This is a genomic window from Bacillus cereus group sp. BfR-BA-01350 (assembly GCF_022663775.1).
In the GTDB taxonomy this organism is placed as follows: Bacteria; Bacillota; Bacilli; order Bacillales; family Bacillaceae_G; genus Bacillus_A; species Bacillus_A paranthracis.
Map to the genome: position 1 here is coordinate 249,809 of NZ_JAKUGD010000003.1, position 21,091 is coordinate 270,899.

Genomic DNA, 21,091 nt, shown 5'->3' on the forward strand with positions numbered 1-21,091 from the left:
TTTATATAGTAAGGAGCGTTTATATGGAAAATATAAATGAAGAAATTTTATTAAAATGCCCCATTGAAAAAACAATGTCTGTAATAGGTGGCAAGTGGACTTTCTTAATTTTAAGAGATTTGTTTTATAGTCCTAAACGTTTTGCTGAGCTTGAAAGATGCCTAAACGGTATTAGCCCACGCACCCTATCTCTTCGCTTAAAAGAACTTGAACAAGAAAATATTATAAAGAGAAAAATCTATTCAACTATGCCACCTCACGTGGAATATTCACTAACAAAAAAAGGGGAAACACTCCGTCCTATTTTTGACGCGATGAAGGATTGGGGAAACGAGTGGAAAATATTAGATGAATAGAAAGAAGGTATCATCTTATGTGATGATACCTTCTTTCTGTTAATCCGAAATCACTTTCACATACATCCCTCTCACCGCTTTTTCATAAGCGACCTCACTCATCTTTCTTATGTTTTCTGACACAACAGACGAGTGAATAACTTCCCCTTCACGAAGTAACGGAGGATCAATAAGGCGTACTTTATTTTTCTGATATAAATCATAATCGCTTCTATCTTCTTTTACTTTTACATTCGGATGGACTTTGCTTACTAAAACATGTACTTCTGAATCATTACATTGCTGCAATTTCGAAATTAGCTCATCATCTTCAAGAAGAAAATCATCTGCATGAATAACCTTTTTGTGTAGAGCTAACTTTAGCGTTTTTGCTAACATGTCATTTCCATAAATATTCATTGGTTGCATAAAGAAATCGATGACTTCTTTGTAATACGTTTCTGTAAACCATTCAGCTATTTCGATATTTTGAAGGACCATTCTCCCCTCTACTGCGATAATATCCTCTAAAAATCTATGAACCTCTTCTAAAGAAATATATCCGTATGTATACATATCTCGTAACGTATAATCTACTCGGTCTGCACATAATTCTGGCGCTGACCTTTCCAGTAATGTCCACTTCGAATCATCTAACAAAATCTCTTCATAGTTATAACCATACTTTGAAAGAATCGCTGGAATTTCTGAATTTTTCACAACAGCACTAAATATTTCTTCATGATAACTTTCATTTTTGTTATCAAAAACATAATCAATCACATGAGAAAAAGCAGTATGCGATACGTCGTGCAGTAAACCAGCAATTTGTTCCTCTACTGAGCCACCGAGTTTCTTAATTAACAACATAACGCCAACTGAATGATCAAAGCGCGTTACATTCCATTCCTCATTTATTAAGTAGCTTGCGCCAGTTTGATGAATACCTTTTAACCTTTGCACAGACTTACTTACAATTAATTATTCTACTACTGGATCCACTTCAAATTCTCCGTATAGCACATCTGATATGATCACTTATAATCCCCCTTTATCTTATAATCGTAACTCTTTTATGAAATCGACACCAAAAATATTAAATTCATATATATTGATTTTAAATTATAAGTATTGTATATTATACATGTCTGTTATTTGTTTTAATTCATTTATTTTTATTGAGTGCTCCTTATATGGAGCCTTTTTTATTTGTAAAAATAGAGAGCCATTAGCTCTCTATTACATACACTTATTCAAACGTAACCTCCACCTGTACAATCTCCGACCTACTTCCAAGTCTTAATGGTGGCCCCCAAAATCCGAAACCAGAAGAAACAATCGCGTGGAATGCACCTTTTTGTGCGTATCCCCAGTCTAGTTCGTACATTCTTCTCGTTACAATATGATTCGGTGCCATTTGTCCGCGGTGCGTGTGACCAGATAATAGTAAATCTACGCCAGCATCCGCTGCTTGTTTCAACTCAAATGGTTGGTGATCCATTGCGATAACTGGCATGGATTTATCTACTGTACTCATAAGTTTTTCAAAGCTTTGGCGATCTCGCTCTGTTTTATCTCTTCTTCCAACGAGATAAAACTGATCTTCAATTGTAATCACTTCATCTAAAAGAATGCGAATATCAATTTTATCCATCTCTTGTAAAAATTCAGGAACTGCTCGCCCGTAATATTCGTGGTTTCCTAACACACCATATACGCCTAGTGGAGCTGTCATTTGTTTCATAATATGTCCCATATTTTTTTGAATGAAAACACCTGGATGATCATCGATAATATCACCTGGCAATAAAATAATATCCGGCTCCATTTCATTTACATGACGAACAAGCCTTTTCAAATGCGAAACGCCAGATAATTTACCGAAATGCATATCAGAAGCCATCGCAATGCGTAAGCTTTTACGTCCCTCTACTTTTTTCGGAATGTGCACCTCATACTTTCTTACTACCGGGCTATATGCATTAAATACTCCGTACGCAAAGATAAAAATAAATGCAGCTAACACAGCTGCCCCTGTCCAAATAATTGCCGCTTCTTTCTCTACTACAAACTGTAAAAGAAAGACTGTAATATTAGCTAACGGCAATAACATAAGCGCGTATTGTATAACCGCAAACCAAATCGAACCTATCGTTCGTAGAAATGGCAAAAACTTAAACACTTGCACGAGAATGTACGCATACGAAATGAAGCCAACAACGAAAGCGTAATATCCCCAAGACTCCCAGCCAAATACGGCATGAAGCCAAACCCAGCCGTTCCAGCCTATGTAGAGCATAAGTAGTATGTATATAATTAATATCGTAAATATATTGAGATAACGAAGATTCTTCACAACTAGCCTCCTTATTCATTTCTTCTATTATATCTTGTTATGCACTTATAGCGTAAATATTAAGCACTTCAATCTTCACAATAAAAACCCCTAATTGCTAGACGCAAATCTAACAATTAGAGGTGCAATTCAAAACAACATTCCTTTTACAGATTTTCGTTATAGAAACTTGTTAATTTTTCAACTGCAATTTTTACTGGTTCTGGTTGATCATATAAATCGTAGTGACTCGCGCCTTCCACAACAAGTAAGTCTTTCTTCTCTGAAGCTGCTTTCTCATAAAGCTCATGACCATCTTTATAAGAACCGAATGCACCTTGCTTGCTACCGACAATAATTTGCAGCGGCTGCGTTAATAACGTATCTGCTAAATGGAACGCATCAAAACCAATTACCGATCCCATACTCGTAAAGTTTAACTTATTTGGCGAGTTCACACTTTGACCTCGCGGCGTTGTGTAATACTCAACTGCTTCTACAATATCTATATCCGTCATACCTGCTTCCGCTAACTCTTCCTGATTTTTAGGAATCCAATTTGTAATCATTACCTCTGCTCCGCATGCTTCAGCAGTACGTTGTTTACCAATTGCCTCTAACACACCAATCGGGTTAGACTCACGATTTAAACGACCGATATTTGCACCAACAACTGTACCAACCGCTTTAATGCGGCGCTCTGTCATCGCAGCATTTACCGCATAACCACCGCCTGCACAAACACCTAACACACCGATACGTTCTTCATCTATATAAGGTAGAGTCGTTACATAATCTACTGCTGAGCGAATATCCTCAACTCGCGCAGCTGGCTCTTCCATATATCTCGGTGCACCTTCACTTTCCCCTTGATACGATGCATCAAACGCAAGTGTTACATACCCTTGTTCTGCTAACTTTTCCGCATACAATCCTGCTGTTTGATCTTTACAGCTACTACCTGGATGCACACAAACAATCGCTGGATTTTGTTTCTTTTCCTCAGCATCTTCAGGAATGTTCAAAATACCTGCAACTTGTAAACCTCTTGCATAAAATCTTACATTTTTCTTCGTAACTGCCATATATAAAACCACCCTTATCTCATTTTTAATATTACACTTGTGAGAGTTATTACTCACGTGTATATTTATAATAAAATGAGTAGCACCTTGTTTCAATGACCACATTTACGCATTTAGGTCATAATACACACATACAGAAATATGTGTATCAACAACGGAGGAACACCATATGAAGAAAATCGATCGAAGAATTATAAAATCACAAAACGCCATTCAATCGGCATTTATAGAGATGTTAATTACAGATGGTTTTGACGAAATTACAGTAAAAAACATTACCGAAAAAGCAAACATCGGGCGAAAAACTTTTTACTTACACTATCTAGATAAGTACAATTTATTAGATAAAATTGTGGACGATCATTTAGAACAATTAAAAGAAATATGCTATGAGAAACAAAACAAAGGGTTTATAGAAGGAACGATCATATGGTTTGAATACTTCAAAGAACACAAACCATTTTTCGCGGCGTTATTTAAAAGTAACAGCACATTATCGTTTCAAAAAAAGTTATTAACTTTCATCATGGGTGAAATAGAGAAAAAGTTAAACACAAACACATCAATAAATAAAAACATCGATAAACACATCATTTTAAAATTTTTAGGAACGGCTGTAATGGGCATTTTGGAATCTTACGTGTTAGACGAAATTGATAGTGATGTTGCGTTTGTTGCGACGCAAGTTGGGGAGTTGATGAAGAGGAATATATAACGGTTATGAAAAAGCGCACCCAGATTGTTGAGTGCGCTTTTTTATCATCTCATATATTAATTGTATCAACATAATACAGCCTATCATCCATCTGAAAATACATAACAGATCCGAGGCTATAATAAGCAACAAATTGAATCGGTTCTCCTAGTTCATTACGAAGATTCACATCATGCACATGATTATTATTTAAATCATAAACAACCAACTTTTTATCTTGCGTAATAAATACTACTTTGTCCTGAGCAACCGCAAAACTTTCCGACCGTATTTCCTTAATTACATTTATTTCATTCCAAGACATATGAAATTTTTTTATCTTTCATTTGAACTAAAGGAAATTCTGAATAATAGAGCCAAACGTCTCCATCTAGCACATTTATTGCATAACAATCAGCTATATAAGATATTTATAAAAAAGAAAAGCCGATATCAGCTCTTCTTTCTACAAATTATTTTTCATTTAATTTTCACCATTCATTTCCTCTGCTGTCCCAGGTTAAAATTCTTTTAGTTTTTTTCAATATCTCTAGTTTTTTCTTCATATAAATATCCCTTTTTACTAAAAAAGATGTTTTACACCCACCTATAGGAATATATTGCTCCAATGCTATTTGTCATCATAGAGTGTAAATGAATTAGCGGGGAATTGTTGTGTAAAATTAGAAGTATTGAGTTGTTCTATTGGTTCTTGAGATGTTTGTTTCATGTGTCGTTTTTCAAATGCTAATTGTATCCTTTGTAGCATAATATGTGCTGTAATAATAGTCAGGATGAAAAATGTAATAGGAACCATTGGAATCCAAGGTTGAACAGAGAGGGAACGAAAATAGAGACCAATTAAACCTGACCATTCATTGCTAACTGACTCAGCTTCATTTCCGTAGAAAAGAATTGTACCACCAAAAAATAATTCTAAAATACCAAAATGAGAGAAAATGATTAAAGTTTGTACAAATTGTTGCATCATGACAATGATTAGAATAGGAAATATATTTGGAAATATGTGTTTTATAGCGAGATGAAATTTGCTTCCTCCTAATATTGTAGCAGCTTCTATAAATTCTTCATTCAGTATCTTTTTTGTCTCTTTTGCAAAATAAAATATAAGAACGGGTAAAGCGAGAATGACTAATACTATGATTTCAAAGGATGCTCGTTCAAAGAAAGAGGGAACTGGAGACCCGTTTTGAAAACGCAATACTGTATCAAGAATAAAGTAACCAATGAGGGTCATTGGAACAACTGTAAAACAATCAAAGAGAGCTTCAAGTGTCTTAAAAATTTTTCTTACATAAAAAGCGAAGAATAATCCAATTGCTAACCCGATAAATGTTCGTAGAAATGCTATTAATAACGATATACCAATGGTCCATTTCGCTCCATCTACTACTCTATGTAATAAATCATATCCCTTCATATCCGTACCTAACAGAAAAGTGAAAGAAGGAGGAAATGGTGCCGCGTGTACATTACCACTTTCATCATATAGAATCGATGTTTGGCGAACTTTCCCATCAAAGAATATGGAATTTCCAATGCTTGCTATGATTAATAGAAGCAAAAAGGATATACAAATTATGAAATACTTATCTCTTTTTAAATGGGCCCACATGTTAAGATTCTCCTTTCAGTTCATCAGGTATGAAAATATTGAAAAGCTTAAAGACAATAAAGATAGGAATGTAAATTAAAAACAATGTAACACAAAATATTTCAGGTGCTGGTTCTAATTCGGTATTATACGTTTTTAAAAATGTGAAAATACCTTGAACATTGAGTAAGTATTCAATAATGTATAAATTAGATAACATATACCAAATATTTGTTTTTGAGAAGTAGAGAGTACTTAAAAAGACGTTTCTTAGAACGTGACGATTGAGAATATAAAACGTGTCAAATCCTTTGGCGCGTGCTAGCAAGGTATAATCTTTTTGTAATTCATTTTCAAAACGTAGCAAGAGTAGCTTATTAAACATAAGAATAGTTGGAAAACTTAAGCAAATAATTGGAAATAGTAAGATTGAGTTGTCTTTTGTGCCAGCTATATTTGCGATTAAAAAGTTGGTCTGTTTATAAATCCAAACGACAAGTAATTGGAGACATAAAATAATAAAAATATCGGGAATTGCTTCTAATAGTAAAAAAAATGATTTTATTCTTTCTCTTTTTTTTACAGGGAGTAGCAACAAGGCATAAACAGTCATAAAAGAAATTAATACGGAAATAAAAAGAGCAGCTAAAAAGATAATAATCGTGTTTCCATATTGAATTAGAATTTGAGGAAATAGGGGTTTTGCAAATTTCGTGTAAGTTAATGGATCCCATCCTATTAATTTAGAGGTGACGTCCGTAAGTGTGTGCAGGTAATTGTTAAAGTCAATCTTCATCCCAATAAATAAGTGCGGTAATGTGCCGATAAATATAATAATAATAAACGATAAGAATAGGTGGAACGGTATCGTTAAATATGTTTGTGCAAAATTTTTTTTCATGTTAGCCTAACCTTTCCTATAAAGTGAAGCTACCATTAGTAGAGATTCTCTACTGACGGTAGCCTAATGAACTAGTTTTTACAACAAATTCAGGAAAAAGAAACACTTCATATACTTGAATTGAAAGGGAAAAAATTTTTATTCCTTATTTATTAGGGATGCTAAATGTTTTTATAAACAAACTAACAACCCCTTTTTAAATTATTGGTAATACAATACAAATTTTAACAATAAAAGACAGAATATTCAATATATTTTTTCGAGTTTTTCAATTTATAGCTCATTAATTATAAAAAGAACCAGTTTCACAATTGTTTCTTTTCCTATTTGCTAGTAGAGAAGACATTAAATTACAGCACAATTATTCAAAAAAATAGTTATAATTCATTTTGAATAGAAAGATTTATAAATTTCCTCAAGTTTTTTCAGTTTATAGCCCATTAATTATAAAAAAGAATCTGGTTCACAATTGTTCTTTTTTATTTGCTAATTTACTGCTTGGAATATGATATCTTTCGAACATCTTTAATTTCTGTAATTCTCCCTTTAGATAAACTATCAGGAATTCCGGCCCATTACCTTTTTTGTATTTTTCGCTAACCCAAATTCTTTTAATACTTTCTTTTCAAAGCTTCAACAATAGACTTAAAACTGATTAACTCTTTGCATACGATATCTTTCATATAGATAAAAAACCCTCTCATTGATTCTAAACATAAAAAATAAGCGTCAAACTCCCTTAATTCTAATAAGTTTGACGCTTATCCTCCATTATAATTTTATATACTTTACCTTACTTACTCCAAGAAAATGTTAAATCCCATTGTTGCTTTCTATAATTTATTGGACTCATCTTTTCAAATGTTTGATCTTGAATATAAAAAACTATCTTTTGTATATTTACTTTTGGATTGAATAAAAAATCTCTCAAATCGATATACTCTTCATTTATAAATGCAGCCCCTTCTATAACAGAAAAAGTCTGCGCTATTTGGTCTACATCTATATTTAAAATACATTTGTATACACTATCATCGTCCTCTAATAATAAGTCTGCTTTTATAAAGACATCCGTATTATCTAATTCAAATATACTCTTAACAGTTGATGGTCTAATCCAAGATTCATCTTGGTACTCAAAACTTTCATTTTCTAAGTCCCATTCCCAAATGGATGAAAAAGAAAAATCTTCAAGACTTAGCTCCTCTATCGGTTTTCCATTAATTGAACCCACCGGCGATCCTGCCTCTTTCACTATTTTAGGAATAAGATTACTAAAGTACATATTTCTCTCACTCGTTACTGATTCCTTAATAAGGGGATATAAATATAAAGTAGCCATTGTTCTTAAACCATTACTCGCTTTTAATTCTAATTCCATTTCTATAGAAAAAGTCCTTATAGATAAATAGTCCATTTGAATATTCCCATTCAAAATCTCAAAGGATTGTCCCTCAATGTTTATTTTTGATCCTTGAAAATTAAACTCTTTATAGTAATGACTTTGTTCCTTATGAATAAAATCAGGATACTTATTTAAATATATATCAAAAAAATCATCTTTTACTAACGTCTTATATGTTGGACATATAATTTTAAACTGTAACTTTCGAGATTTTGAATCCACCACAATATAGTCATCCTGTATGACACAATACACCCAAGGTATATAAAATTGATTCCCCTCTATTACGAGCTTTGAAGGCTCTCGTTTTAACATTGATACCACCTCTTTTATACATCCTAACGTAACTCAAACCATTGATAAAAGTTCTATTATCACTTATTCTTTTTCTACATTTATAAATGGTGCGCTCTCTTCTCAATCAAATAAAACTTCCATGCAGAACAAACTCAAGTGCTCTGCATGGAAGTTTGTATGATTAGACATTCTTTACATAGATAGAAATATAAAAAACTCTCTCCTATTTGAAACGTTATTCCTCCTGTAAGTTCTCCTTCATTCCCATAATCTTCTCCGGTCAACATAGCCACATAGTTCATACTTTTCGAGCAACAAGGACACGTTGCCTCTATAGAATCTTCTATGTATAGGGGTGCTCCAAGTATTCTACAAATATAATCTCTTCCCATAGCATCTAAAGCTTGGTCATTTTCATCTTCATCACAAGGGACATCATAATTCTCCATCGTTACTAATTTCATATCATATTTCGGCAAAGGAACTGGTATCTTATCAATTAATTCATACTTCCAATCAAACATCTCACTTTGAGTAATGGTATGTATAGAACGTTCCATTATATTTACTTTGAAATTTTGCACATCTTCATATAAGGAACAATTTAAACAAGTAATTAATGGCAACTCCTTTAATTCTTCTGTCTTAAGTTCCTCTAATCTCGAATCATTCAAATCAAAGGTAAATATTTGATGCACTTGTTCATTACATTGCGGACATATAGGGACTTCCCAAGTTTCTCCACCAAAATAATGGCTATATCCCTCTTCCCCGCGAATAACTCTAAACCCTAATTTATTCATATATTTGCCTCCACTTTATAATACGGATAACAGTTGTTATCCTTCAGTTATACTCAATTACAAAATTTCTATTAGCGGATATCTCTTCTACAAACTTTTGTTTCTTTTCTAACTTGTATTCCATGCAGAAATCTATTAAATGAGAAGTAGACCAAGTCACATTTCGAACTGGATTTCTCCTAGTGTTTTCATTGATTTCTCCCATTATTTCCATTTCAAAAATAACCTTAAGAGTATAATCGTCAAATACCATTCCATTAAGCATCAATGCTGTTAAAATGTTAGCATTATCGATATCCTCTTTAGTAGGCACTGTTTTCAAATGCAAATCAAATATAACACATAAAGGAAACACGTCTTCCATCAATTCAACAATTTGTCCGAAAAAATATATTTCATTTGGTAAAGAGATAGAAAATACATCCCCAACTTTCCATTTTTGCTTTTTAGGTCGTTTCCAAGATTCAATGAACTGTTCATACTCTCTTTTATTCTCAAATGTAAATTCTTCGTCTATAAGCTTATTCACCAAAATCGCAACTTGCAACATTGTCTTTCCATTTGTTGAATATATCTCTACACAATCGCTCTCTGAATCAAAACGGACTTTACCTTTTATTCCCGCTTCTTTAACTTGATTTCGTATAAAAACCATTGCATCATAATTTGTCTCTAAACCTAAAAGCCCGGCTAAATCCTCAAAAATGATATATTCTTTTGAACTAAAATCCGGTATAAACATACGAATTCTCCCGATTTGTAACGTATAATTTAATTCATTAAATTATACTGATTCCATTTACTCTCTCCTTAACTAATTAAACCTTGTATTGTTTCCACCTTTTCTTAGCAATTTCATGCCGTACATGTTCCAGTTTCCCACCATATTTTTGCGGACCGCAAAATTTATTAATCATTTTTTCCTCTTTATAAACCTTATCCATTACTTTCAATTCTCTGAGCTTTTGATCACAAAAGAAAGAAGAGCCAATACCAGCTCTTCTTTCTCCAAACTGTTTCTTTATTTATTCTTCTTCTTCTCCTTCTTCTGCATCATATAATAACTCTTCATTTACAACAAAAATTGGTCCGTTTGCTACATCAATACGCAGTGCCCACGCCCACGGAGCAGATACACGATTATAAACACCCCTCCAAAATTGCATTGACTTAATTTCAAACTCTTCCATTTCTTTTAAAATCTCTTTATACGTATGTCCATCTATTTGGAAATTTAATTCTTGCATCCTCATTAACGCATGATGTTTAGCTTCTAGCTCAGCAGCAACTTGCATCTCTTCTTCTGTTGCCATGTTAATAATTGTCCCATATGGTGGTAAAATTTCATATACATTCTCTACTCTTACATACTCATTAGGTGCTTCTTTAAATTTATTTCTTCTATTAAACATCTTTTATCCTCCAAAGTAAATTTACTATTAAATTCTTATTTCTTCTTCCCAATTACTTGATTTGGACTTGACTAAAATTAGATTTTCACTTTCCCATTTCAATGTACCCAAAAACCTTGAATACACCACTTCATTCCCTACCTCTTCCACCAATAATTTATCAAGAATTTTCAACCCTTTTTCATCATATACCTCACACCTTAGTTGAAAACCTTTGACACGATGAATCCCTTTTAATATGGCCATCTTCTTACGACTTGGACTTTTTTTAGGCGTCTTTCCAACTAAAAATATTCCTTCATAGTTTTGCTTTGCAATTTCATCTAAAGCTTCTTCTACATAATCTTTAATAACAGATGGTGAGAGGGTAGAATCTTCTTCAATCCCAGGAATAACATATTTGACGACTAATTCACAAAACTCTTTATATTTATCCTCAACTGATTCCAGTGTTAAGAAATCCATAAAATCATAAGGAACAAGTACAGTAACTTCTCCCGACTCCCTATTCACTTTATACGAAACATCAGTGTTTTCATTAGCTAAACAATAAATAGAAATTTTCTCTATTTTTCTTAATCCCATCTCAAATTCACTAATTTTTCTTGAGAAAATCAACTCAAAAATCCTTATTTCGTGCACATTTAAATAATGTTTTTTAGGACGTTTTTTTTTCCAATCATAAAAATTTACTTCCAGCAATAGACTTCACTCCTATTTAAATTTACCACCACGGCCATGGAGTCTTGTGATACTTTCTATCGAATTTCACCCCCGCCTTGGCTACTCTATTCACATGTCCCTGTTCCCACCTTAAAGCTTTTTCCCGTGACATATTTTTCTTTACAATTCTTGTATAATACTGTTCCTTCTCTTTACCTGTCCACCTGTTCGCTTGAGAAGTTGCTCTATAAGATTTCCCAGCTTTTGATATATGACCACCACTAATTCCTACTTTTACTACTTGCTTTTTCCCATTAACTTTTATATATATCTCATAGCCATGATTATTTTTTTTTACTTAACAAGCTATTTCCATTTATTTTTTTCGCAACTTGTCTTACAACTTTGGCACCATATTTAAATCTTCCACCACCAGCAGCACCCATTGCAGCGGCTTTAGCGATACCCTTTGCACTTTTCCCTGATTTATAAGCTTTATATCCATCGTAAGCTGCAAAGCCAGCATTAATTGCCCACCAGAAAGCATGTCCATCTGGATCTACTGACATGACTGGATTATTTCCCGCATACGTATAAGCATTTTGGGTAATCGGATCATCCTCATCCCCTGGGTCAGGATCTGCCGATAAGAACACACCATGATCTGGATTATAATAGCGCGCAATCAGATAATACATACCAATCTCTTTATCGTACATGTATCCCGCATATCCGAATGGATTTTCTGCTGCGATACCTTTTACTTCATTCTTTAATACGTTACCCCACGAATCATATTCATACGTTGCTACAACTTCTCTATTTTGATCTGTCATCGCAACAACATCACCACGAGGGTTATAGTGATAGTATAACGTGTGTCCCTGTGACTTCATAGCTAAACGTACACCATCTATTGAATAAACATATTGACGAAGTACTTTTCCACTACCATCTGTTTCATACAACGGATTAATACTGTCTCCATCATAGAAATAGCGTGTTACTTGACCATTTACACTCTTTTCAATACGACGATTATCATCATCATATTTATAAGTCGCGAATGCATTGCTCTCACCTTGTTTTGTAATCGCTACAATTTGATCATTTTCATTCCATGTATACTTATACTTCCCATCAGATGTACGATTTCCATTCGCATCATATGTTAATGATTCATTTCCAAATTTTACAAGTTGATTTCCTTCATTAAATGTTGCCGCTATAGATTTTGTTTCTTTTCCATTCTCTACAACTTTCACACTTGTACGGTTTCCAAATCCATCATATGTGTATAATTTAGTTGTTCCGTTTGGTAGTGTTTCATTTAATAATTGGTTAATCGGGTCATAGATAAAGTTGCTTTCTGTTACTTTTCCACCCGCACCTTCATGTTTAATCTTCGTACGGTTACCTGATTGGTCATATTCATATCGTTCAGAAAGCAGAATACTATTTGATGTACCTACTACTAGATCTTTAATTTTGTTCGCATGGTCATAGTTGAAGGTAGAACCTGAACCATTTCCAGCTGTATACGTACGAACATTTCCTTGATCGTCATAATCAAATCGATATGTTTGCGAGCCATCTGTCACACGAACATTTTGATCTAACGTGTTGTAGTCATACGATACTTTATTTGTGTATCCACCTTGCGTTACTGTTTGTTCTTTTAATTTTTCTGTCTTACTGTTTGCTTTGTCGTGATATGCCCAGTCAATTTTTCCGCCTCGGCTATCTGTTGCGCTTGTAACGCGGTCTGCTTTGTCGTATGTTTTCGTACGTTCTACGCCATTGACAAGATCTTTTACTTTCGTAACTTGTCCATTTTGATCACGTTCAAATGTAAATGAATCTTTTCCATTGCGTTTTTCACCAATGACACGGTCTGCTGTATCATATACAGATTCTACAATAGAGCCATTTGGCATTATTGTTTTAATCTGGTTTGCATTTTCATCATACGTATGTTCAATACGACGGTTTAACGCATCGATATACACTGTATTTTTATTATCTACATCAAATTCATATTTGTATGTTTGTGTTTTCCCACTAAACATAACAGATTTTTCTGTTGTGTTTCCATTATGATCATAACGATAATTTACAGACGTACCATTTTTTAATGTAACCTTCGTTAATAGATTATCTTTGTTGTAATCATATAGTTTTGTATTTCCTTTTTCATCGGTTTCGCTCTTTTTATTTCCTGATGCATCGTATGTGAATGTATTCTTCTGTCCTTCTTCATCGTACGTCGCAACAACATTGCCATCGTTGTCGTACTCGTTTTTAATAAGAGCGTTTCCTTCTAGTAAACGAATATTATCAAACCAAACTTTCCCTTTATTCTCTCTTCTAAATTAAAATAAAGTATTCCCCCTTATCCAAAGAGGCAATACTTTATCTACCTCTATCCCATTAATGAAACCCACAACAAAAAAGCACACAATCCATTCACAAAAGTGAACGTTGTGCGCCTTCATTTCTCATTCTATTTCATTTATTTCTTCAACTTATCCGCCTTCGCAATAAATTGTGCTGCTTCCGCACGACTTACCGCTTTATTTGGAGCCCAGCCATTATCTGTTCCAATTGAAATCTTTTCTTGGATTAAAATATTGGCATACTTCGCACCCCAATGATTGTTTAAGTCAGCAAATTCTTTCGGTAGTTTTATATTTTCATTTCTTTCTAATTTATATGCATTTACTAACATAGAAGCCATTGATGCACGGTTAATTAACCCGCTCGGATTAAAGTTTCCCTTCTCATCACCTTTTACAATACCCGCTTTTTCTACAGCAGCAATGTATGGAGTTGCCCAGTGATTTTGTGCATCAGGGAATGATGGCTTTGCATCTTTCTTAATTTCTAACCCTAAAACAGTTGCTACTATTTTTGCTGCAGAACTACGATCGATGCTTTCAGCTGGAGCAAATGTACCATCTGGTTTACCGTGCACTGCTTCTTTATCTACTAAATATTGAACTGACTCTTGTGCCCAAGTTGGTACGTCAGAGAATTTAGGCTTCTGTTCCATTGCACTCGCGTCGATTTCAAACTGTACTTGATATGTATGATCATATTTAATTGCTGGAATTAATATATGCATTTGCATATTATATTTTTTCGAAAACTCATCAATTTCAAATTGAACAACTTTCGTACCGTTATTTGCTTTATCTTCAGAAATTACTTTTACATCATGGAATGTTCCTAATTTTTTCGGATCTTCTACTCTAAGATACTGGAAATAGCTACTATCTTGAACTGTTAACGTAACGATTTTTTTATCACCTTGAATCGTTACTTTTGCATTTTTTAAATATGTAGAAGCAACTGATGTATCATTCGTTTGATCTTTATAAGTCTTTAAAATAACGTCATACGTACCATCTGCTAATTTGCTAGCTGCTTTCATTTCTACTACCGCTTCTGCTTTCGCAATCGGTGCCATCATACCGCTAAATGGAACTGCTAACGTTGCTGCTATAACGAATGCATTCATATATTTTTTCTTAATCATTATCAATATGACATCTCCCTTTATATAAATATACTTAACACAACTATCATATTGATAATGATTATCAATGTCAAATAAAAATAATACTATTATTTCCTACATAAGTACGCTTTCCGCTCATTTTTAAAAAGTAAATAATGCGCTGTATGAACTTTCCTTTCCAAATAATCGATAGAATACGTGCTCGATGGATCAACTAAATCACCTATCGCTCCTGAAAGATGATCAATGACTTGCTGCAATATTTCTAAGTTGTTCTTCTCATTTTCAGCATTCATTTCATCCATAATGTCACAAATAAGATACTGCACTCGCCGTAAACGTAATTCCTTCTGTTCCACTTATATCTCCTCCTTATTAGTCATATTACGGTTTAAATATATGGCACCATAGCTTAACCAATGCTAAAAAATAGAAAGGCAACCATCTTCATAAAGATGGTTGCCCCTATATTTAAACTTGCATCGCTTTTTCTCTCAAAGCTCTTCTCAGCAACTTGCCTGTCGTATTCTTCGGCAGTTCTGTTAAAAATTCAATACTCTTTGGTACTTTATATTTTGCTAAATGTAACGCACAGTAATGCATCAGTTCTTCTTCTGTTACGTTCGTTTGTTTCAGAACGACGTACGCTCGCACTGCTTCTCCTAAGTTTTCATCAGGAACACCGATTACGACAACTTCCGCCACTGATTCGTGCATGTACAATACTTCTTCTACTTCACGAGGGTATACGTTATAACCGCCAACTAAGACGATATCCTTTTTACGATCAACGATATAGAAGTAACCTTCTTCATCCATTTTCGCTAAGTCTCCTGTATACAGCCAGCCATCTTTCAATGTCGCAGCTGTATCTTCTGGCGCATTATAGTAACCTTTCATAACGTTAGGCCCGCGAACAATTAATTCCCCAACTGCACCAACAGGTACTTCTTCCCCAAGTTCATTTACAATTTTATTTTCTACATGCCAAATATTTGTACCGATTGACCCTGGCTTACGCGGACGATCTAGTGGATTAAAACAAGTAACTGGTGATGCTTCTGATAAACCGTATCCTTCTGAAACGATAACGTCAAAACGTTTTTCAAAGTTTTGTAGAAGAGCAACAGGCATTGAAGCACCACCTGAAATACAAAGACGAAGCGTCTTCACATCTTCTGCGCTCGCTTCTTCGAATAAATATAAATAATTGTACATTGTCGGTACACCGGCAAAAATCGTCGGTTCGTACGTGCGACAAATACGGAATACTTCTTTCGGGCTAAATTTCGGTAACATCAAAATCGTTGCCCCGTTCACAATCGGTGCATTGACCGCCACTGTTAAACAGAATACGTGGAACATTGGCAGTGCTGCAACGACGCGATCATCAGCCGTATATTGTAAATACGACGCCACATCGCTCGCATTACTATATAAATTTTTATGCGTTAACATAGCGCCTTTCGGTTTTCCAGTTGTGCCCGAAGTGTATAAAATAACCGCTACATCTTCTTCATCTAGTTCTGGGCCTTCGTAAGTTAAATCTCCAGCCCCTATCATTCCAGTAAACGTTTTCATTTTTTCGGTTTCTGTATGGTTAAAATCTGATGAGGTTTCGCATATGATGATGTTTTCAAGTGAAGGAAGTCTTGTTGTAAGAGATTGTATAACAGGTAGAAGGACGTCGAGTACGATGATTGTTTTTACATCTCCATTTTGTAAAATGTAATGCATTTCGTCTGCTGTATAAATTGGATTAACTGGAATAACAGTTGCTCCCGCTTTCATTGTTCCGTATAAACCGACCAAAAAATGTGGTGAATTTCCAACAACTAATGCAACATTGTCCCCTTTTCCAATGCCCATTTCTGCTAAATTGCTAGAAAACCTTGTGACCATTTTGTTTAATTGGTCATATGAGACCGACTGATCCATAAATATATAAGCCGGTTTATCCCCCTTCTTTTTCGCCGTTTCAGCCAAAGATTGAACGAGATTCACACAAACCCCACCTTTATAAAATTTAGAATATTTAAAAATTCTAAATTAATTATATTAAAAGAAAATTAAAGTGGCAAGTGTTATTCCATTAACTGCATATAAACAGATCACCTCCTCTTCATTTACTTTGGAAGGATAAGGGAATTTCATTTACAAGTAATTTTTGAAACTAGACCAAAAATCATTTTAGGATAATATGCACTCATCTTTTCTCTAAGTTTAGTAAGTTCCTCTTTATTTAACGTCGTATGCTCTCCAAACAAGTTAATCGCGTCCGCTCCATCTTCATGAAAATACACCGTAACATATAGTGCCGGTAACCCTGTATTGTCTTCATCTATTGAAAAGACGACATCTGGTGTCTTATTAACAGTGCTGAATGTTTCATTTCTTTTCCACTTCTTATTTTGAAACATGACTTGTATTTCCTGTATCTTTCGTCTGTTATCTGTATGCGTAAAATATATAACATTATCTTTCGCTGGTTTTCCAATAGATAAAATTGTACGACTTGAGGAAGTTTCATCGTTACAAGCTGCTATTCCAATAACGAAGCTGAGCAATAATACAACGTACATTACTCTTTTCATTTCGATCCGCCTCCTTTTGAATATGTATATTCTTTTATAAGAGGCAGATGTCCTGTGATTTTATCGTATATAAAATTATATCGGCGATTTTTCAGATATATCAGCGCAACTCGAAATATATCAGCGATTTTCCAAATATATCGGTCGTAACCCGGAATATATCAGCGATTTTTTAAATATATCAACTTACCGACAAAACATGACAATCTACGCAAAAAGAAAGAGGCTGCTCGTTACGACAGCCTCCCTTATTTTTAGAAGAACAAATGTAAGAAATCTTCTGTTGTAATATTACCGAAGTAACGTGCGATATCTACGCCTTCTAAAGCTGCAGTGAATGCATCTTTATCAAATTGTACGCCTGTTAGACGTTCTTCAATATCATGCACATCTAGTGAACCGAAGAAGTCACCGTAAATTTTGCATTCTGTTACTGTTCCTTTTTTCACTTCAAGACGAACGTCAACTTGTCCAACTGGGAAGCGGTGTGAATGTTGTAAGTTGAACTTCGGAGATTTTCCGTAGTTCCAGTCCCAATTGCGGTAGCGCTCTTCAGAAAGTTTATGGATTTCTTTCCAATCTTCTTCTGTTAATTCATACGTTGGAATTTCTGTTTCTCCTTCAAAAATTGTTTCTAGAAGAAGTTGTCTAAACTCTTCTGTCGTCATTTCTTCGTTTAGGAATTCTGTAATGTTCGCAACGCGGCTACGGATTGATTTAATTCCTTTTGATTGTATCTTATCCATTTTTACTTTCAGTGCTGATACGACGTGATCGATTTCAGAGTCAAATAGTAACGTACCGTGACTGAACATACGACCTTTCGTTGAGAACTGCGCGTTACCTGAAATTTTTCTGCCTTCAGCTAAAATGTCGTTACGACCACTTAGTTCTGCATTTACGCCTAATTTACCAAGCGCTTTCGTTACAGGCTCTGTGAATTTTTTGAAGTTGCTGAAACTGTCTCCATCATCTTTCGTAATAAAGCTGAAGTTTAAGTTTCCTAAATCATGATATACTGCGCCTCCGCCTGATAGACGACGAACGACATGAATACCTTTTTCTTTTACGTAATCTGCATTAATTTCTTCTACTGTGTTTTGGTTTTTACCAATGATAATCGAAGGTTCATTAATGTAGAACAGTAAATATGTTTCGTTAATATCTAAATTCTTCACACAATATTCTTCAATCGCTAAGTTTATTCTAGGATCTGTAATCCCTTTATTATCAATAAATAACATCGTATCACCTCATGAGTTCCATACGTAGCCACTATGCGCTAACGTAATATGGCCACTGAAAATTTGTTTTGCTTCTGTTACTAAATCAGCTGGATTGCCTGTATGCGGTAAGTGCGTTAATAAAAGTTCTTTTACATTCGCATCTTTCGCAATACTTGCTACTTCTGTACTATTCATATGCCCTGCTTTTGCAGCCTCTTGATGTGCATACATATTACACTCACAAATGAAAAGATCAGCATCTTTTGTGAATGGAATAAATTCAGGAATATAACTGGAATCTGCGCTATATACTACAGCGTCATTACCTGCTGTAATACGCATCGCAAAGCATGTAACAGGATGAACAGTTTTTAAGAATGAGATCGAGAACGGTCCAACTTGAAGTGTTTCTTCTGGATTGTACGCGATTCCTTTCGTATGCGGTTCATGCGTTAAAGAATGGAATCCACTCTCATCAAACGTATGACCGTATATTGGTAGTTCCGGTAGTTGTCCCTTTGTCGCACTCGTAATTAGTCTCGCATATTGCAATACCCCAATGTCTGCAACATGATCGTGATGATAGTGCGAAAGTACAACTGCATCTATATCAGATGGTGTTATATATTTTTGAAGCTGTGCTAGTACACCACTACCACAGTCTACAAGTAAACGAAAACCATCGTGTTCAAACAAATACCCCGACGTTGCTTCTCCCGCTTCTGGAAAGCCGCCCCAAAAGCCGACAACAGTCATTTTCATATGTATCCATCCTTTCTAAAACCGAGTAGAAATGCATGTTTCACTTACATTCTACATTGTTAACTATAATCCATTTCCTAAACTTTTTCATTAATTTTCAATTTTGTTATAAAACAGTTGTTGACTTTTGTTTTTTGTACTAATACAATGATAGTAAGAAATGGAAATGGAGGGATTGACATGATCGATCAACCAATGGAGTTTTTCAGAAATTTACCGACGAAAACTTGTGCGCACTGCGGGAAAGAAATTGATGAGCAACACGAAGCATACCATAATAAATGTGATGACTGCGTTCACGAAGAATAGTAGTTTGTGAACAGAAAAAAACCTAGCAGACATAGTCTACTAGGCTAATAACATCGTATCCTTCATCGTTGAACCTTTCACCAAGAGCTCCAGTTCAAACTCATACAATTCTTTTTTTCGATAATTTTTCGTATGGATTTTATCCATCATCAGGTCGACAACTTTTCGGGCCATCTCATCGATTGGCTGTTCAATTGTCGTAATACCTGGCTCTGTAATCTGTGATAAAATTTGATTATCAAAACCGATAACAGCGAGATCATCTGGAATGCTCCAGTCATGGCGTTTCGCCTCTGAAATAATTCCAGCTGCTACCTCATCGCCTCCTGCCAAAATCGCGGTAGGATTTTTTTTGTCCTTTAATACTTCATGGAATATTCGTTTTCCATCTTCCCAAGAGAAAGCGTTTTCAAGAAAATCAATCGCTTCTACTTGGCGGCTCTTCTCCGTTATTGCACGTAAAAAGCCCATTTTTCGCTGTTGGCTAACCACTTTGGTTTCGTTACCACGGCAAAAAATAAGATTACGATATCCTTGTTCTAACACATGCTTAGCAGCTATGTATGCTCCTTGCGCATGATCAAACTTCACTGTTGGAATATTTGCTTCCTCAATATATTCATTACATAACACGATTGGACCGTGTTGTAAGTATGGCTCTACATCTTCCCACGGATTTTCTAGTGAACATAGAATAATCCCATCTACTTGTTTCGTAGATAATAATTGTAAATACTCCATCTCTTTTTCCGGTAAATATCTTGTTTGACAAATAATCAGTTTATATTTATGTTCAGAAGCAGCAATCTCGATTGCTTCAATAAATCTACTGAAGAAAGGATTTGTAATCCTTGGAACTAGCACCGCAATTGTTTCCGTTTTTTGTTTACGAAGCCTTCTCGCCGCAGAATTAGGAACGAAGCCTAAATGCTTCATTGCTAATTGAACCCTTTTTTTCTTCTCATCTGAAACATATGGATGATTATTAATCACCCTAGAAACCGTTGTCCTTGATAACCCCGCTAATTTCGCCACGTCCTCTATAGTCGACACGAAATTCTCCCCCTTTGCATGAAAACGTTTTCTTAAATTGATTATATAGTATATTATTGGAAACTGCAATACGGCTTCTTAT

At 34.6% G+C, this 21,091-nt stretch carries 20 protein-coding genes and 2 pseudogenes; 3 read left to right on the top strand and 19 right to left on the bottom strand.

From position 1 onward, the window contains the following. The first annotated feature begins 23 nt into the window (after positions 1-23). On the top strand, positions 24-356 hold the full coding sequence (locus MR147_RS09045) for a winged helix-turn-helix transcriptional regulator (protein WP_242303930.1): 333 nt from the start codon (positions 24-26) through the stop codon (positions 354-356). 39 nt (positions 357-395) lie between these two features. Here MR147_RS09045 and MR147_RS09050 read toward each other — a convergent pair whose 3' ends face one another. From MR147_RS09050 to MR147_RS09060, 3 genes are all read right to left on the bottom strand, one after another. Next, positions 396-1,313, bottom strand: coding sequence for an HD domain-containing protein (locus tag MR147_RS09050; RefSeq protein WP_242304090.1), 918 nt, complete (start codon positions 1,311-1,313; stop codon positions 396-398). A 271-nt stretch (positions 1,314-1,584) separates the two neighbouring features. Further along, positions 1,585-2,691, bottom strand: coding sequence for a metallophosphoesterase (locus tag MR147_RS09055; RefSeq protein ID WP_242303931.1), 1,107 nt, complete (start codon positions 2,689-2,691; stop codon positions 1,585-1,587). Between the two features lie 146 nt (positions 2,692-2,837). Continuing rightward, positions 2,838-3,755, bottom strand: coding sequence for an alpha/beta hydrolase (locus MR147_RS09060; protein WP_139302871.1), 918 nt, complete (start codon positions 3,753-3,755; stop codon positions 2,838-2,840). 169 nt (positions 3,756-3,924) lie between these two features. Here MR147_RS09060 and MR147_RS09065 point away from each other — a divergent pair, with 169 nt between their 5' ends. Beyond that, positions 3,925-4,470, top strand: coding sequence for a TetR/AcrR family transcriptional regulator (locus MR147_RS09065; protein ID WP_074609634.1), 546 nt, complete (start codon positions 3,925-3,927; stop codon positions 4,468-4,470). 49 nt (positions 4,471-4,519) lie between these two features. Here MR147_RS09065 and MR147_RS09070 read toward each other — a convergent pair. The 15 genes and pseudogenes from MR147_RS09070 to MR147_RS09145 form a co-directional block, all read right to left on the bottom strand. Beyond that, positions 4,520-4,871: pseudogene (locus MR147_RS09070) on the bottom strand (hypothetical protein); the annotation flags it as partial. A gap of 209 nt (positions 4,872-5,080) precedes the next feature. Beyond that, positions 5,081-6,085 carry an ABC transporter permease gene (locus tag MR147_RS09075; RefSeq protein WP_139302873.1) on the bottom strand — a complete coding sequence of 335 codons (1,005 nt, stop codon included), beginning with the start codon at positions 6,083-6,085 and terminating at the stop codon, positions 5,081-5,083. A gap of 1 nt (position 6,086) precedes the next feature. After that, entirely contained in the window at positions 6,087-6,965 is an 879-nt protein-coding gene (locus tag MR147_RS09080; protein ID WP_074609636.1) for an ABC transporter permease subunit, read from the bottom strand. 793 nt (positions 6,966-7,758) lie between these two features. Further along, positions 7,759-8,685: a hypothetical protein gene (locus tag MR147_RS09085; RefSeq protein ID WP_242303932.1), complete on the bottom strand. Its 927-nt coding sequence runs from the start codon at positions 8,683-8,685 to the stop codon at positions 7,759-7,761. 134 nt (positions 8,686-8,819) lie between these two features. Continuing rightward, positions 8,820-9,470 (bottom strand): hypothetical protein, encoded by a 651-nt coding sequence (locus MR147_RS09090; protein ID WP_242303933.1) that lies wholly within the window; start codon positions 9,468-9,470, stop codon positions 8,820-8,822. A gap of 43 nt (positions 9,471-9,513) precedes the next feature. Next, positions 9,514-10,212: an Imm26 family immunity protein gene (locus MR147_RS09095; protein ID WP_242303934.1), complete on the bottom strand. Its 699-nt coding sequence runs from the start codon at positions 10,210-10,212 to the stop codon at positions 9,514-9,516. 283 nt (positions 10,213-10,495) lie between these two features. Further along, positions 10,496-10,882, bottom strand: a complete 387-nt coding sequence (locus MR147_RS09100) for a hypothetical protein (protein ID WP_074609647.1) — start codon at positions 10,880-10,882, stop codon at positions 10,496-10,498. Between the two features lie 27 nt (positions 10,883-10,909). Further along, positions 10,910-11,584 (bottom strand): hypothetical protein, encoded by a 675-nt coding sequence (locus tag MR147_RS09105; protein WP_139302875.1) that lies wholly within the window; start codon positions 11,582-11,584, stop codon positions 10,910-10,912. A 22-nt stretch (positions 11,585-11,606) separates the two neighbouring features. Beyond that, positions 11,607-14,040: pseudogene (locus MR147_RS09115) on the bottom strand (RHS repeat-associated core domain-containing protein). Positions 14,041-14,057: 17 nt separating this feature from the next. After that, positions 14,058-15,083, bottom strand: coding sequence for an S-layer homology domain-containing protein (locus MR147_RS09120; RefSeq protein WP_074609649.1), 1,026 nt, complete (start codon positions 15,081-15,083; stop codon positions 14,058-14,060). Positions 15,084-15,172: 89 nt separating this feature from the next. Further along, the gene (locus MR147_RS09125) at positions 15,173-15,424 is read right to left on the bottom strand and encodes a hypothetical protein (protein ID WP_074609650.1); all 252 of its coding nucleotides are present in this window, start codon (positions 15,422-15,424) and stop codon (positions 15,173-15,175) included. A gap of 112 nt (positions 15,425-15,536) precedes the next feature. Further along, positions 15,537-17,069, bottom strand: coding sequence for a fatty acid--CoA ligase family protein (locus MR147_RS09130; protein WP_242303935.1), 1,533 nt, complete (start codon positions 17,067-17,069; stop codon positions 15,537-15,539). A 146-nt stretch (positions 17,070-17,215) separates the two neighbouring features. Next, complete coding sequence (locus tag MR147_RS09135; protein ID WP_242303936.1) at positions 17,216-17,659, bottom strand: hypothetical protein; 444 nt, start codon at positions 17,657-17,659, stop codon at positions 17,216-17,218. A gap of 254 nt (positions 17,660-17,913) precedes the next feature. Beyond that, complete coding sequence (locus tag MR147_RS09140; protein WP_000897258.1) at positions 17,914-18,903, bottom strand: lipoate--protein ligase; 990 nt, start codon at positions 18,901-18,903, stop codon at positions 17,914-17,916. Positions 18,904-18,912: 9 nt separating this feature from the next. Next, the gene (locus MR147_RS09145) at positions 18,913-19,647 is read right to left on the bottom strand and encodes an MBL fold metallo-hydrolase (RefSeq protein WP_000784661.1); all 735 of its coding nucleotides are present in this window, start codon (positions 19,645-19,647) and stop codon (positions 18,913-18,915) included. Positions 19,648-19,827: 180 nt separating this feature from the next. Between MR147_RS09145 and yhfH the strand changes: the two genes are divergently transcribed. Further along, the gene (gene yhfH, locus MR147_RS09150) at positions 19,828-19,956 is read left to right on the top strand and encodes a protein YhfH (RefSeq protein ID WP_000567010.1); all 129 of its coding nucleotides are present in this window, start codon (positions 19,828-19,830) and stop codon (positions 19,954-19,956) included. Positions 19,957-19,995: 39 nt separating this feature from the next. On the opposite strand, the gene MR147_RS09155 is transcribed toward yhfH, so the two are convergent. Beyond that, positions 19,996-21,009: a LacI family DNA-binding transcriptional regulator gene (locus MR147_RS09155; protein ID WP_000103718.1), complete on the bottom strand. Its 1,014-nt coding sequence runs from the start codon at positions 21,007-21,009 to the stop codon at positions 19,996-19,998. Positions 21,010-21,091 lie beyond the last annotated feature (82 nt).